This is a genomic window from Thermococcus sp. JdF3 (genome assembly GCF_012027495.1).
In the GTDB taxonomy this organism is placed as follows: Archaea; Methanobacteriota_B; Thermococci; order Thermococcales; family Thermococcaceae; genus Thermococcus.
This window is the reverse complement of record NZ_SNUK01000001.1, coordinates 335,154-349,664: the sequence shown is the minus strand read 5'-3', so window position 1 is coordinate 349,664 and position 14,511 is coordinate 335,154. Positions and strand designations below refer to the sequence as shown.

The following is a 14,511-nucleotide window of genomic DNA, read 5'->3' as shown; positions in this document are numbered from 1 at the left end:
AACTTGTGGGGGTGCAAGTTAATGCTGTTCTCACCATACCCGAAGACCCGGAGGGAAGAACTGTTCGACAGGGAGGTGGAGCTGGGGGAGCTTGAAAGCTCCGTGGAGCGCGGGGAGAGGCTGGTTCTTCTCCTAGGGTTGAGAAGGCTCGGCAAAAGCTCTCTCCTGAACGTTGCGCTGAACGAGCTCCCAAACCCCTCAATCAAGATAGACGTACGGAAAACATACTCGGAGTTCTCCTCGGTGAACAGGTACGTAATCGGAAAGATGTTGCTCTCGGGGATGAGCGGGAAGAAGAGGCTGGTCGAAGAGGCAAGGGCCTTCCTTGAGAGGGTTCGCGGGGTCAGCGTTTCCGGCTTCAGGGTCGAGATAACTTCGCGGGATTTCTCAATAACTGAACTCCTTGAGGCTCTCAACGACTACGGTGAAAAGGCCGGGAGGGTCGTCATAGCCTTCGACGAGGCTCAATACCTGCGTTTCGGGGGAGCCACAAGGTACGATGGGATTTTAGCTTACGCCGTGGACAACCTGCCCAACCTGACCTTCATCATGACCGGCTCGGAGGTGGGTCTTCTCTTTGACTTCCTCAAGCCGGACGACCCAAATGCCCCCCTTTTCGGCAGGTACCACCACGACATAGCCCTGGAAAGGTTTGAACCGGGGCTGAGTGCCGAATTTTTGAGGAGGGGATTTGAAGAGGCGGGGGTTGAGGTAAGCGAGCGCGAGATCGAAGATGCGGTGGAGAAACTCGACGGGATTCCCGGCTGGCTGGCCCTCTATGGCTACACCCGCGTCACGAGGAAGCTCAGACACGGGGAGGCCATTGAGGAGGTTCTGAGGGAGGCCAAATCAATAGCAGATGGCGAGCTTTCGAGGCTCTTCGCCTACAGCCCCAGATACAGGGTGATTTTGAAGGCGGTGGCGCTCGGCTATTCAAGGTGGAAGGACATAAAGGACTACGTCACGCTGAAGCTGGGCTACGTGAACGACTCGAACTTTTCGGCCCTGCTAGAAAACCTCGTGAAGTCGGGCTACGTGGAGAAAAGGGAAGGAAGGTACACCATCCCCGACCCCGTCCTGGAGAGGGTCTTCCGGGAGCTTTGACAGGTCAAAGCTTCTCCACCTCCCTCCCCCTCTCGAACTTGCCGGCCCTTATCATTTGAGGGCGAAGGCGTAGAGGCCGATCTCAAAGACCCTTGCAACCACGTATATAGGCTCTCCTCCGTGCCAGTTACTTATGGTTCCTTGCAGTTCCAGAGGGATCCCTTGCTTTATGGGGTGGACGTCTATCGTTGTAACAGCACCGGCATTATCGAAAACAGGAGCGCCTGCAGGTGCACCACATCAAAGGGGAGCTGATGAACTGTCAGCAGCATTACCTACCACCCCTCAAACTTCGAGCTTTGAGGAGATAAGCCTTTCGAAGTCCCCCAGGTCCCAGGCGAGGTAGCCCTCCTCTCTAAGCTCCTCCCTGCCCCCAACTTCCTTCGCCACCAGCCCGCAAGCCTTCTCCCAATCTTCAAGACCCACCAGTTCCGCCTTCCTCTCCAGGTCCCTCAAAATCCCCATGGTTTCTCTCTCCCTCAAATCCTTCCACTTGACCTCCACAAACAGCACCTTCTTCTCCCGCTCGTTCAAAGCCACGAGGTCAATCTCCTCGTTCTTACGCCACCACCTTCCAACCTTGGTGAACCTGAAGGGCAGGTTTCCGGACTTGCTGAGCTTTACCAGGAACTGCTCGGCGACCTTTTCAAAGACGAAGCCGAGGTAGCGGTTGTAGTCTTCCTCGAAGCCCTCGATGTGACCGTACTCGAGGAGCTGGGAGCGGTTGGGGTAGACGAAGCGGAACCAGAAGGTGAAGTACAGGTCGCTTATGTAGTACCTCGCGTTCCTCCTCCGCCCGGACTCGCCAACGGGATGCCTCTCCTCGACTATGTGGAGCTCCTGCAGGTTGTCGAGGTACTTTGAAACCGTCGAGCTTGGCAGACCGGTGAAGCTCACTATCTCCCCAAACCTCGTCTTCCCAAAGGCTATCGCCTTGAGTATTGAGAAGTACCTCCTCGGCTCCCTCAGCTCGCTCCTCAGGAGGAATTCGGCCTCGTCAAAGAGGGGCTTGTTGGGCTGGAAGACCTCCTCGAACCTTTCACCGGCACTGAGCCTGAAGCGAACCTCCTGGATGTACGCGGGAATGCCGTCGGTTATCCCGTAAATCCTCACCAGCTCCTCCCAGCCCCTGTCGGGAAAGAACTCCCTCAGGTGGAAGAAACTTAGGGGGTTTAGCTTCAGTGAGAGCGTCCTCCTGCCGTAGAGCGGGCTCCTGTGGCCGAGAACCTGACTCTCCATCACGCTAACCGAGGAGCCGGTTAAAACAAGCTTCAGGCCCCTTGAGCCGTCCCAGATTTTCTGGAACTTTGACAACATCCCGGAGTTCTGCCTGATAAGGTTCGGGAACTCGTCTATTATAACCACCACTCCGGAGCCGTCGAGGATTTCGAACAACTCCTCCCACGAGAGCTCGGCCCTGCCGATCAGGGGATTCTTAAGGGCCTTCCCGACGAGTCTCCTGAAAGTCGATAGGTTCTCACCTTCGAGGGCCTCCTCGGCGAAGAAATAAACGTGCGGAATCCCTTCAACCGACCGCTTCACGAGCTCGGTCTTCCCTATCCTCCTGCGCCCGTAGACCAGTATCAGCTCCTTCCGCTCACTTAGGTAAGCCTTCTTCAGTGCCTCCAGTTCCCGGGTGCGGTTCACGAATAGTTCACTCATGATTATGATAATCGTGTGTGAACTATTTAAGGATTTCCGTTGAGGCCCCCCATCCCCTGGGGTTCCCTGCACTTTAGAGCAGATCCCTGTACCCAAAACTCCTTCAAATCAGTCCACAAACGCCAGCCCGTTCCACAGCTCCCTCATCTCCCGCGTGGCGTCGGGATAGACGCGCTTGAAGGTTATCCTCCAGTAGCCGTTCTTCAGGTCCTCGATGTCCTCGATGTGTATCTTGACTCCAAGCCTCTCGAAGTGGGTCACCATCCTGTGGGCGGTGCTTATGTTCTTCACCCTCACCGTGAAGACCTCCTCGACCTCGCCGCCGCTGGCAACCTCGTGGATGCTCTCGACGAAGGGCCTCAGAAGGGCCTTTCCAAGGGCCCTGGCATACTCGTCGAACTCCTCACCCCTGACGTGCCTCTCGGCCAGGTAAAAGGCGAGGCGTTTAATCCTCCCCATGAAGTAGCCGTGGGGCAGGTCGAAGAATATGTGGGAACCTATCCGGATGTCGTTTATGTTGGCGTAGGAGGTGACGTATTTCGCGATTCTCTTCATGTCGGGCGTTTTCATGACGATGCCCTCTCTCCTCTCCCTGCTGAGCCTTTCGATTAGCTCATGCAGCTCCTCAATTTTTGAACGGTCGTAGAGGCCGAAGCTCTCAACGTGACGAATACCGTACTCATCCGCCAGCCGATACCTTTCCTCCACCGGGAGGCTCCTCCCCGTTCCCTTTTCCTGGATGTCAAAGAGGAAGAACTCGATGTCCTCCTTCACGTAGGGCGGCCCCTCGACGATGTAGGGGCTTTCAGGCCCGGCCATCTCCCCCGCCAGGACGAGGTTTGGGTAGTCCCTGAAGAACCCCTCGTTTATGAAGTCGAGTATTCGCTCCGTCGTGAAGGGGCAGATAAAGCCTCCCCTTGTGAGGGCGAGAACCCTATCCCGAACCCTGACGACGCGGACGTTGTAGCCGTCCACCTTCTCCTCCACGTAGAAGGGTTTGTTCTTGAACACCCGTTTTATACCCTTTTCAAGCTGGACGACGCGCTTTATGTGGGGAAACCCCAGAACAACGTCTCCATTATCAAAGACAACCGTTCCGCGCCGGAAGCCCTTGGCAGAATCACGAAAGCGAACGTACCTGATGCCTTCGAATTCACCCTCCATCACTCCACCCTTACCCTCAAGAACGGTCAACCTGTCCTCCGGAACGCCGAGCTTGAGAAGCATGGCCTTGAAACCTGAGCTTACCATCATCCCACCAGTCTAAGTTGGACGGCATCGTTAATAATCATTATGAACATATGGCAAAAAACCATCGGATCGAGGCGCAAACGCAACAGGTTATGAAAATGTAGAAGAGGACAAGCGCTGCACTTCAGCGCTTCATGGTCGAGAGAACCTTGCTGGTGATGTCGTTGCCTTCCCTGTCGTAGATCCTGTAGTAGGCGCTGTAGGGCAGCTTCATCTTGGCCCTGTGCATGGCGCCGAGGGCGAACTTGAGGTGGTTCTCGTTCACCCAGACGGTGATGATCTTCTGGTCCTTCTTGACGCGAGCGGCGAGGCCTATCGGCTTTCCGAAGGGCCTGCGCATACCGTTTCCGTAACGGTCGGCCTTCCTTCCGGTAGCCATCGGGTTCTCACGGAGCACCTGGAAGGGGTAGACCCTTATCTTGAAGTGGAAGTTGCTCCTACCGACGTTCTTCTGGAGGTACCTGTTCACCTGGATACGGATGGCCTCGAGGGCGTTCTGCCTTATCTGCATGGCCTGCTCGGCGTGAAGGCTCACCTCGTACTCGAACTCGGCTGAGAGGTTGCCCATATCGAAGATCGTTATTCTCGGACCGGGCGCACCGCGGATGTACTTCCTCCTCGTGTAAGCGGGCTTATCAACGTCCCTATCAATCTTGGCTGGTCTCAGTCCCATACTCTCACCTCCAAATGAGCGTAAGCTAAGCCTAAACTTAGCTTGACCTCGCTTTTATAAAAGTTTTGGAACGCCTGACCGGGTGTGAGAATGAAAACGCAGGGAAAATAAAAAAGACGCTACCCGAACAGCAGGTATGCAAAGGGGAACCTCGTGTTATGGTTTGCATTCTTTACGTGATACCTCAGCTCCACGTATTTGACCGTGGTTTCAACATCGCTGGACTGATCCACGATGGTGAAGGCGCCAAAGGCCTTTTCATGTTCCTCGTTGGTTATGTAAACTCCCCCAACCGCGCTCAAACCTATCATAAAAGCCGGCCATGCTTCGGGCTGGAAGGCAACGGCCATGGCAAGCAACGGAACGTACGAGTTCGAGTAGGTATCGTACTCGTCCAGGAAAATCTCCATGTGGGAGGATCTACCGGCCTGGTTTTCCCCGTAGAGCGTCGTTAGCGTCCTCATCTCTGCGTTCTCTTTAACGAGCCGTTCAAAGTTGCCCGCAGGATAAACGCTCCTCGGGGGGTTCACGAAGGAGAAAGTTTTGATAAGGTAGGCCTTCCTTCCGGGGTCGTAGGCCCGTTCCACGTCCGAAACCGTTATGAGCACCCTCTCCTGGTCTGTGTCAAAGCAGTGCCTCTTCCTGAATTCATCTACGTAACACCTTTGGAGAACCTGAAGGGCTATGTAAGGCTCCCCCTTAATGGCTATAAGTCCAACCTGGCCGGACCCGACGTTTTTAACCTCCCCGTCGATGATTGACCTGATGAACTCGTTGCCCTTTTTCACCTCGATCCGTATCTCCCCGCTCTCCAGACCGTTCTCAATGCTTAACTCACTTTTACTGCTCAACCGCGACCCCCTGATCACGGTGGTCGAGAAACCAATGGAAAGCCCCGATGAGCTGGACGAGCTTTTCTGAACCTCCACTTTGTAGGCCCCTAGAACCGTTGCCTTGCCTTTTCTGTTGTCCAGTATCAGGACCGGGAGATACATGCCCCCCGGATAGTCGTCCTCTCTGAGGTATTCCTTCTTGGTCCTCCAGCGGTAGCCCGCAAAAAACCCTCTAGTTGGAGGAACGGTGGGAATCCTCTCTGACTCCTCCCTTGAAAAAACACGAAGATCATCAAGATCATCCCTGGAGAAGCTTGGAGCGAAGTGCTGAAGACCACCGATCGAGTCATCGGTGAGCCTCGTGCTGAAGGTACCCACCTCGTACGCTTCCCCGGTTTCGGGTTCAACGATCCACACGTCAACGAGAACCGCCGGATTTACGTCCTTCCAGGCACTCCGTATCTTGGAGAGCTTCGAACTCGGAATCAACACCTCTCCATGAGAGCTACCAAGGTAAACCGTTCTAAAACCCTCCCGTGTCATCACCTGAACCTGGAGGTAGTACTCGTACTTTGGAAGAAGCCAGCTGACGAGAGCGTTCCGGCCCATCGTCCTGTCGGGGCTGGGGAGTTCGATTAACAGACCCCGCTCGGGCTTGCTAAAGAAACGATACGCCCCGGCCACACTGCACACCAACAGTATTATCAGAACGATTCCAAGCATTATTTTTGCCTTTTTCATGGACCCACCCGATTATTTATACATCATTTGATGCTTTTAGGTTTTTCTTTTTCTAAGTAATTTCAGCAACTGTTATACAACGTCATGAAGTGGGGGTTTAGCGGGCATCCTCCACGGCGAGCCCAGAACGCAGCTTCAATCCCTCCACGATCAGCCCGATTGAAAAGGGCAGGAAGGTCAGCAGGGCGAGGTTGAGCGTTACGACGCCGTGAAGCTCGCCCAGAGAGTAGGCGAAGCCGAACAGCATTCCCCCGAGGAAGGTCGATAGGTTCTGGACTCCGTTTACACCCCCAATCGCCAGCGATGAGCGATGGTAGGAGGCGAGAACCTTCCTCGACACCGGTCTGAAGCTCTGGAAGGCGAAAAGTGCCAGAAAGATCCCGAGGAAGACCGTTGGGGCGGTTTTTATCGCCGCGAGGATCGGTGAGAGCGCGGCCATCAGGGAGGTGAGCCGAACCATTCTCCTCTCGCTCCTCACGTCCGCGACCCAGGAGGCGAAGTAGCTCAGCATGGCGGCCAGAAAGCCCGCCCAGCCGATGAGCGTTGCCGTCTCCGCCTTCTCCATCCCCAGGGCCTCGGAGACGTAAACGTAGGTTATCTCGCCAGATGTGAACGCGACTATAACCGCCATCAGCGAGGCGATGATTAGAACCCGCTTCGGGTCGAGGCTCGGCCTCTCTCCATCAGGAGTTTTCTTTCTCCTCGGTGTTATTCTCTCGTAGAGGAGGACGTAGCTCGCCACCATTATCAGGCCCGTGAGGACAAAGAAGGCCGAGGAAATCCACATCTGGCCCCCAAGGCCGAGGTCTATAGTATAGGCGTAGACATAGTTTCCAAGGAGGGAAGCGATGCTGCCGAAGAAGAAGTACACCGCCGTCACCCTCGCCCTTATCTCCTTCGGGGTCGCCACGGCTATGACGAACTGAGCCATCGGCCAGCTCAGACCGTTGAGGAAACCGTTAAGGAGCTTTATTCCGGCGACCTGAACCCACGTTGAGGTGAGGGGGTAGAGCTGAACCGCCAGGGCGTTTCCCATCATTGCCACCGCGCCGATATAGACGAGCCTCTTGCCCCTTTCGAGCATCAGCCCGCCAAAGACGGACGAAAATGCCCTTGCAAGCACGAACGACATCGAGACTATCGAGACAGAGAGCATCGAGGCCTTGAGTATGTCGCGCGTGTAGAATGCTATCGCCGGAGTGGCGAGGCGAAAGGCTATAGTGCCGGTGAAGGCAGAGACTATGAGGAGGACTATCCCAGCCAGGCGTCTATGTTCCATCAGACCACCTTCTAAACGTTAGTGTGAAGCTTTAAAAGTCTTGGCGGTGTCGAAGGCTTTTCATACCCTTCAATCCTCCACAGAAAAAGCTTCAGAAACCCCCCGCAAAGCCTGGGAGAACCCTTTTATAGATCCCGGCTCAACTCCCGCCGAGGTGATGCTGATGGAACTCAGGTTCGAAATGGAGTATGAAGAAGCCTACAGGGAGGTTTACGAGCTCGTCAAGCCGAAGTACAGGCTCTTTACCGCCGGCCCCGTCGCATGTTTCCCCGAGGTTCTCGCCATAATGAGCGTTCAGATGTTCAGCCACCGCTCGGCCGAAGCCAAGGAGGTTCACACTGACACCCTCAACAGACTCAAGGCTTTTCTTGAAGCCGAGAAAGGCGAGATAATAATGTTCCCCAGCTCCGGAACCGGCTTCATGGAGGCAGCCGTCAGGAACACCGTGCCAAGGGGAGGAAAGGTCCTGGTCACGACGATAGGCGCCTTTGGGGACAGGTTTGCCGATGTCGTCAACGCCAACGGCAGGGAAGCCGTCATCCTGAGGAAGGAGCCGGGATACGCAATCAAGCCGGAGGAGCTCGACGAGGCCCTCAGAAAGAACCCCGACGTCGTTGCGGTAACCATAACCTACAACGAGACCTCAACCGGTGTCCTCAACCCGCTCCCCGAGCTGGCAAAGGTCGTTCACGAGCACGACAAGCTGCTCTTCGTCGATGCGGTCTCGGCGATGGGCGGTGCCGACATAAAGTTCGACGAGTGGGGCCTCGACATGATATTCGCCAGCTCCCAGAAGGCCTTTGGCGTCCCGCCCGGCCTGGCCGTCGCCGCCGTCAGCGAGCGCGTTTTTGAGATAGCCGAGAAGATGCCCGAACGCGGCTGGTACTTTGACCTGCCGCTCTACAAGAAGTTCAACGGCAAGAAGAAGGGAACCCCCTCGACCCCGCCGCTTCCGCAGATATTCGGCCTCAACGTTGTCCTCAGGATAGTCGAGAAGATGGGCGGAAAGAAAGAATGGCTCGACATGTACAGGAAGAGGAGCGAAATGATACGCGAGGGAGTCAAGGAGATGGGCCTCGGAATCCTGGCCGAGCCCGGCTACGAGAGCCCGACCATTACAGCCGTCGTCGTCCCCGAAGGAATGAAGGGTGTCGACGTCTACAACGCGATGCGCGAGCGCGGCTTCGAGCTGGCCAAGGGCTACGGAAGCGTGGCCGAGAAGACCTTCCGCATTGGAAACATGGGCTATATGACCTTCGAGGACATCGAGGAAATGCTCGCCAACCTCCGCGAGGTCATAGAAAAGCTTAAGGGCTGAGCCCCCTTCTTTTTATCCTAGTGAATGTTATGGTCTCGAAGAAGTGGATAACCACGTGGCTCGTTCTCAACTTCCTCATATTCTGGTTCGTCGGCTTAGCTTCGAGCGGCTACTCCATGGAGGGCTACCTGCCCGGGGAGAGCGATAAGGTTGACCATTACACCCCCGTTGTCTACACCGCCCCGGACGACAAGCCCGTCGGAATCCTCTACATGGTGGACTACGACGGCGTCATCTACTATTACATCGTCTGGGAGGACGAGTACTTCAGCAACTCGCTCATAGACAAGCTCTACCGCTTCTTCCGCGGCCTCGTCTACGGCGGGGCGACGCAGGACATAGAGGTAGTACAGGTGAACCCGGACAACGGAACCTTCTACTTCCAGACCTACGGGCACACCAACGTCAACGGACAGCTCCTCGATAACGGCAGCTGCCTCTGGATCGAGGAGAACACTGTCGTCCCCGACTGCGCCGCCAACGGGACGCACGTGAAGGTCTACGTGGTTACCTGGAACCACATGCTGTCCCTCCTGCCCGAAAACGGGACGGAGAGGGTCGTGCTCCCCATGAGGCACATGACCCCGGACGACTACGTTGCCCTCGGAATGTTCAGGAGAACCCAGTATTCGATGGCCGGCATAACCTTCGACTCCCTCTTCCTGGCAATAGTGGCGACCCTGGCATTCAACGGGGTGATGTTCGCAGCCTGGAGGAAGGGCTACTTCACAAGAGAGCAGCAGAGGAAGGTCAGAAACGAAATCCATGACGGCTGGAGAAAGGTAAAGGAGTGGCTGAAAGGACGCTCTAAATAACGGGCCTGAGCTCCCCGTTCTTTACCTCATAGATGCGGTTTATGCTCTTTCTGCCGGTTCTGAAGTCCCTCTTGAGCTCGACGACTACGTCAAACTTGTCGAAGGTCTCACCGCTTATCCTGAGCCAGTGCCTGACCTCGTCCTTTATGTCGTCGGTCAGCGCGAGGGAGGTCACTATGAATGCGTAGTCGTCTATAAGCTCGCGGAATATCCTCGCGACATCTACCGTGTGGATGGTGTCGATGACGACGTAGTCCGGGTTCAGAGCCTTGATTTTTGAGATAACCTCCGAGGTGCGCCTCTCCAGGGGCTGGCTGTCGAACTGAGTATCCACCACAACGATGTTCGGCTTGAAGGGCTTGAACTCCCCGTAGGCGGTTATAACGGCCACCTTCCAGTCGCCGGGTATGAAGTGCATCAGCGCCTCAACCAGCTTGGTCTTTCCGGAGCGGCTGGAACCAACCACGAGGATGTCCTTCTTGGAGAGAATCGCGTTCTTCAGAACCTCAAACTGCTCCTCGGTTGCGGCGCCGTAGCGGATCAGGTCCTCAGGCGTGAATATGTACACTCCCATGTTTTACCACCATACAGGGTTCTCGGCCGGCGTTATAACGCTATCGCCGCAGGGCTCTGATGAACGTCAAATAAAGCCCAGTATACTGTCATATATCCAAAAAGCACTGGGATCAAATGTCATACTTTGCCCAAAATCCAAAAGTTTTTGCACAAAGGCCATAAAGGAGAAAGTCAGTGACAAAAATTAGGTGATAAATATGAACGCTCTCCAAATTGTGACCAGAAAAATTGAACCGGTTATGGAAGTTCAGACGAGAGTCATTGACTATATGACAGGATACATGGTGAGTGAGGGCTTCAAGTGGATGCTCCCAGTGATGCTCAGCTCCATCACCGACCCCCTCTGGCCCGATCCGGCCGCAGAAGAGGCGCTGAAGCCGCCTGAAGTCGAGGTCTATGGTTCCAGGCTGAGGCTGACCCACAGCATGATACTCCACAAGCAGATGGCGGTTGCGATGGGCATCGATAGACTCTTCGTCCTCTCGCCCAACATCAGGCTCGAAGGTCGCTCGGCAGACGACGGCAGGCACGCCTACGAGTTCACCCAGCTGGACTTTGAGATGGCCGGCGCGAGCATGGACGACGTAATGGGCCTAATAGAGGGGCTTATAGGCGGACTGTTCAAGGAGGCCAGGGGCTGGGGGCTCGAGAGGGAGGTGCCCAGGGTTAAGCCGCCCTTCAAGCGCTTCACGCTGGAGGAGATAAAGGCAGAGTTCGGAGATGAGGACGAGGCCAGCAGGGTTATGAAGGAACCCTTCTGGGTCACGGACATCGAAAGGGAGTTCTACGACAGGGAAGACCCGGAAAGACCCGGCCACTTCAGGAACTACGACCTCTACCTGCCGGAGGGCTACGGTGAAGTTTCGAGCGGCGGCGAGAGGGAGTGGGAGTACGAGGTCATCGTCAGGAAGATGAGGAGAGCCGGCATAAGCCTCGAGGCTTTCAGGCCCTATCTGGAGGTGGCTAAAGCCGGCCTGCTGAGGCCGAGCGCCGGAGCGGGGATAGGAGTTGAAAGGCTCGTCCGCTACATGGTGGGGGCGAAACACATAGCCGAAGTCCAGCCGTTTCCGAGGATTCCGGGCGTTCCGGCGGTGATCTGAGACCGTTCCATTTTCGTCCAAAAGCCTTTAACCCTCCTTCCCCACTTTCTAGGATATTTTCACGAGAAAAGCCGGTTTTAGAAGTTGAAAACGCCACAACATTAAAAATCCAGTCAGCCACCGCGGCGTCCTCGACCACTACGGAATAAGGGCCTCACCGCATCTTTACATTTTCTTTTGAAAGCCTCGCCCTTCAGGGCGGGGAAGAGGTCAGAACACGGAGGGGGACATTAAGATATTCCCAGAGGCGCTGTTCGGGGTTGGGAGAGTGAGTGCGGAGTAATCAAAGAGAAAAGAGAATCACGAGAAAAGCTCGAGGGGAGAGTAGCCTTCCCTCGCCCTCTCCATCTTCAGCTCCATTCCGAAGGCGTTGGTTACGGTTCCGCTCTTCTCTGCCCACACTCCGGCCGGAATCACGAGGACATCTCCAGGTAGCTCCTTCGCCGGCCTGCCTATGACCACGTAGGCTTCGCTCTCCGGGATTCCCCTGATGCCCGCCTTGATGATTCCGGCCGCGTTGACGCCTTCGTGCAGGATCAGCGTTGGCACTTCGAGCGGCTCCGCCGGGCCCTCGAGCACAGCCAGATCATAGTTCTCCTCAACGATTTCCTTGCCCTTCAGCAGTATCCTGAGGAGCGGGAACTTCTCCGGGCTGGCCTTCAGGAGAACCCTCCTGGCGTTTCTAATGTCATCAAGGGTAGCCGTGGAGAGGCCGCCCTCGACAGTGGAGCCTATCGGAATACCGTTCCTCCCCGCGAACTCCTTGAGCCAAGCAATTTCTTCGTTGGTGAGTTCCGGCGTCAGAATCAGGGCATAGCTCCTCTCGGCGAGGAACTTCTTGGCTTCCTCCCAGCTTACGGGCTTTCCGTTGAGAAGCGGCTGGGTTAAATCCTCGGCCCAGGGCCTGTCAAACCTGCAGTGGTCGCAGATATGCCTGTTCCATGAGTCAGCTATGCTCGAAGCCCTCACGAGCATGCCGTCGTAGACCTCAACGTTCATCTCGCAGGCGAAGGAACAACCGTTGCAGACGGTCTTTACCGGCTTCGTCTTCCACGGGCCGGGCTTGACGAAGGGGAGCTTCTCGGTTATGGCCCCAACGGGGCAGACGTCAATCATCTCCCCGATGAACCTGCCCTCCATGTTTCCGAGGCTCTCTCCAAGTGGAGGCCCGATTCTCGTGGCAAAGCCCCTGAACAGGTAGTCAAGGACGCCCTCTCCAGCGACCTCATGGGTGAAGTTGACGCACTGGCCGCAGAGGACGCACTTGTTGTTGTCGAGCGTCACCCAGGGATGGCTCTCGTCTATTTCGAACTTGTTCCCCTCGCCCTCAAAGGCGTGCTGTTCGGCACCGTAGAGCGTGGCATACTCCCTCAGCTTGCAGCGGAAGACCTCCATACAGCCGCAGCTCATACAGCGCTGGGCTTCCTTCAGAACCTCCTCCTCACTCAAGGCCGGCTCGACCTCCTCGAAGGTCTTCTTCCTCCTTTCCGGTTCGAGGAGCTTGACCTTGGCCCGAGGAAGCCTCTCCACGTCCTCGTAGTCCTTCTCCGTGACCTTCTTCCAGTGGTTGTAGGGCCTGAGGTCAAAGAGAACCCTATACAGGTCGTCGTCGCTGAGAACCTCCTCTATGTGCTTCTCCGGCTCGGTGAGGACCGCCTTTGCCTTATCGAGCTTGCCCTTGAGGTAGAGGTCTATCATTATCGCGGCCCTTCTCCCCGTCGCTATGCTTTCGATGACGGTTGAGGGCCCGAGGACGAGGTCTCCACCGGCAAAAACACCGGGGATGCTCGTCTGCAGCGTCACCTCATCAACGAGGGCCTTCCCGCGCTTCGCCTCGATGCCGAGGCCCTTTAGAAACTCCTCGTCACAGTACTGGCCTATCGCGAGGATCACGTTGTCGGCCTTAACGCGGAACTCCGAACCCTCTATCGGTATCGGCCTCCTCCTTCCGCTCGAATCCGGCTCGCCGAGCTTCATCTTCACCAGCTCGACTCCCTCGACCCTGCCGTCTCCAAGGATTCTGACCGGGTTGGTGAGGAACATGAACTCAACGCCTTCCTCCATCGCCTCCTCGACTTCCCTCTCGTTGGCGGGCATCTCGGCCTTTGAGCGGCGGTAAACGACGGTAACCTTGGCTCCAAGCCTTAAAGCCGTCCTCGCCACGTCCATCGCGGTGTTTCCGCCGCCGACAACTACCACGCGCTCGCCGAGCTCAACCTTTTCGCCGGTGTTGACCTTTCGGAGGAACTCTATGCCGTGCATAACTCCCTCAAGCTCCTCGCCCGGAATTCCCATCTTTCTGCTCTTCCAGGCGCCGACGCCGAGGAAGACGGCATCATAGCTCTCGCGGAGCTCTTCAAGGGTAACGTCCCTTCCGAGGGCGGTGTTGGTCTTCACCTCTATTCCCGTCCCGATGACTGTCGCGATGTCCTTGTCGAGAACGTCCCTCGGGAGCCTGTAGGGCGGAATCCCGTAGCGCATCATTCCGCCGAGCTCGGGCATGGCCTCGATTATCGTAACCTCGTGCCCCATGGTCCTGAGGTAATAGGCGCAGGCAAGGCCAGCTGGCCCCCCGCCGACGACGGCTATCCTCTTCCCGGTCGAGGGCGGTATCTCCGGCATCCACGGGCCGTGCTCGAGGTCGTAGTCGGCGGCAAAACGTTTGAGCTGCCTTATCGCCAGAGGTTCATCCACGAGATTCCTCCGACAGGCGTCCTCACAGAAGGCAGGGCAGACCCTTCCGAGAACCGCCGGGAGAATGTACTTCTCCTTCATCAGCTTAACAGCCTCGTGGTATTTGCCCATCGCTATGAGCGCCAGGTAGCCCTGAACATCGCTGTGCGCCGGACAGCCATCCTGACATGGGCCGATGCAGTCGCCGTAGTGGTCCGAGAGGATGAGCTCCAGCGCGGTCTTTCTCATTGAGACGACTTCATCGCTGAGGGTCTCTATCTTCAGCCCTTCCATTGGTTTGAGCGTGCACGAGGTTGTCACTCCTCTGGGCGTTGAAACGAGACAGAGCCTGCACGAGCCGTAGGGGTCGAGTTCGTTCGTGTAGCAGAAGCCCGGGATGTGCTCCCCGATTTCACGCAGGAAGTCTATGAGCGGCTTTCCCTCGGGAGCTTCAAGCTCTTTACCGTTGACTATGATTTTGACCAT

11 protein-coding genes are annotated in these 14,511 nt (G+C 56.3%); 4 read left to right on the top strand and 7 right to left on the bottom strand.

Annotation, left to right across the window (positions count from 1 at the left end; translation table 11 throughout):
- Positions 1–21: 21 nt before the first annotated feature.
- Entirely contained in the window at positions 22–1,104 is a 1,083-nt protein-coding gene (locus E3E42_RS01750) for an ATP-binding protein (protein ID WP_167902380.1), read from the top strand.
- Positions 1,105–1,389: 285 nt separating this feature from the next.
- Here the strand turns inward: E3E42_RS01750 and E3E42_RS01745 are convergent, their stop codons facing one another.
- The 5 genes from E3E42_RS01745 to E3E42_RS01725 all read right to left on the bottom strand — a co-directional run bounded on the left by E3E42_RS01745 (position 1,390) and on the right by E3E42_RS01725 (position 7,543).
- Positions 1,390–2,766 carry an ATP-binding protein gene (locus E3E42_RS01745; protein ID WP_167902379.1) on the bottom strand — a complete coding sequence of 459 codons (1,377 nt, stop codon included), beginning with the start codon at positions 2,764–2,766 and terminating at the stop codon, positions 1,390–1,392.
- 108 nt (positions 2,767–2,874) lie between these two features.
- Positions 2,875–4,017, bottom strand: coding sequence for an RNA ligase (locus E3E42_RS01740; protein WP_167902378.1), 1,143 nt, complete (start codon positions 4,015–4,017; stop codon positions 2,875–2,877).
- A gap of 124 nt (positions 4,018–4,141) precedes the next feature.
- Positions 4,142–4,690 (bottom strand): 50S ribosomal protein L16, encoded by a 549-nt coding sequence (locus E3E42_RS01735; protein ID WP_167902377.1) that lies wholly within the window; start codon positions 4,688–4,690, stop codon positions 4,142–4,144.
- Positions 4,691–4,809: 119 nt separating this feature from the next.
- Positions 4,810–6,264 carry a hypothetical protein gene (locus tag E3E42_RS01730; RefSeq protein ID WP_167902376.1) on the bottom strand — a complete coding sequence of 485 codons (1,455 nt, stop codon included), beginning with the start codon at positions 6,262–6,264 and terminating at the stop codon, positions 4,810–4,812.
- A gap of 97 nt (positions 6,265–6,361) precedes the next feature.
- A complete protein-coding gene (locus tag E3E42_RS01725) occupies positions 6,362–7,543 on the bottom strand; it encodes an MFS transporter (RefSeq protein WP_167902375.1) in 1,182 nt (393 codons plus the stop codon).
- A 163-nt stretch (positions 7,544–7,706) separates the two neighbouring features.
- Here E3E42_RS01725 and E3E42_RS01720 point away from each other — a divergent pair, with 163 nt between their 5' ends.
- Entirely contained in the window at positions 7,707–8,861 is a 1,155-nt protein-coding gene (locus tag E3E42_RS01720; protein ID WP_167902541.1) for an alanine--glyoxylate aminotransferase family protein, read from the top strand.
- A 29-nt stretch (positions 8,862–8,890) separates the two neighbouring features.
- Positions 8,891–9,676, top strand: coding sequence for a hypothetical protein (locus E3E42_RS01715; protein WP_167902540.1), 786 nt, complete (start codon positions 8,891–8,893; stop codon positions 9,674–9,676).
- Here the strand turns inward: E3E42_RS01715 and E3E42_RS01710 are convergent.
- Positions 9,669–10,250, bottom strand: a complete 582-nt coding sequence (locus E3E42_RS01710) for a Flp pilus assembly complex ATPase component TadA (RefSeq protein ID WP_167902374.1) — start codon at positions 10,248–10,250, stop codon at positions 9,669–9,671. The two genes, E3E42_RS01715 and E3E42_RS01710, sit on opposite strands and share 8 nt — an antisense overlap.
- A gap of 199 nt (positions 10,251–10,449) precedes the next feature.
- Here E3E42_RS01710 and E3E42_RS01705 point away from each other — a divergent pair, with 199 nt between their 5' ends.
- Positions 10,450–11,352 (top strand): asparagine synthetase A, encoded by a 903-nt coding sequence (locus E3E42_RS01705; protein ID WP_167902373.1) that lies wholly within the window; start codon positions 10,450–10,452, stop codon positions 11,350–11,352.
- A gap of 300 nt (positions 11,353–11,652) precedes the next feature.
- On the opposite strand, the gene E3E42_RS01700 is transcribed toward E3E42_RS01705, so the two are convergent.
- Entirely contained in the window at positions 11,653–14,511 is a 2,859-nt protein-coding gene (locus tag E3E42_RS01700) for an NAD(P)-binding protein (protein WP_167902372.1), read from the bottom strand.

Bases quoted from the DNA above. Each gene is read 5' to 3' on its own strand.
- E3E42_RS01750 (WP_167902380.1), top strand. From the start codon at position 22: ATGCTGTTCTCACCATACCCGAAGACCCGGAGGGAAGAACTGTTCGAC.
- E3E42_RS01745 (WP_167902379.1), bottom strand. From the start codon at position 2,766: ATGAGTGAACTATTCGTGAACCGCACCCGGGAACTGGAGGCACTGAAG.
- E3E42_RS01740 (WP_167902378.1), bottom strand. From the start codon at position 4,017: ATGGTAAGCTCAGGTTTCAAGGCCATGCTTCTCAAGCTCGGCGTTCCG.
- E3E42_RS01735 (WP_167902377.1), bottom strand. From the start codon at position 4,690: ATGGGACTGAGACCAGCCAAGATTGATAGGGACGTTGATAAGCCCGCT.
- E3E42_RS01730 (WP_167902376.1), bottom strand. From the start codon at position 6,264: ATGAAAAAGGCAAAAATAATGCTTGGAATCGTTCTGATAATACTGTTG.
- E3E42_RS01725 (WP_167902375.1), bottom strand. From the start codon at position 7,543: ATGGAACATAGACGCCTGGCTGGGATAGTCCTCCTCATAGTCTCTGCC.
- E3E42_RS01720 (WP_167902541.1), top strand. From the start codon at position 7,707: ATGGAACTCAGGTTCGAAATGGAGTATGAAGAAGCCTACAGGGAGGTT.
- E3E42_RS01715 (WP_167902540.1), top strand. From the start codon at position 8,891: ATGGTCTCGAAGAAGTGGATAACCACGTGGCTCGTTCTCAACTTCCTC.
- E3E42_RS01710 (WP_167902374.1), bottom strand. From the start codon at position 10,250: ATGGGAGTGTACATATTCACGCCTGAGGACCTGATCCGCTACGGCGCC.
- E3E42_RS01705 (WP_167902373.1), top strand. From the start codon at position 10,450: ATGAACGCTCTCCAAATTGTGACCAGAAAAATTGAACCGGTTATGGAA.
- E3E42_RS01700 (WP_167902372.1), bottom strand. From the start codon at position 14,511: ATGGTCAAAATCATAGTCAACGGTAAAGAGCTTGAAGCTCCCGAGGGA.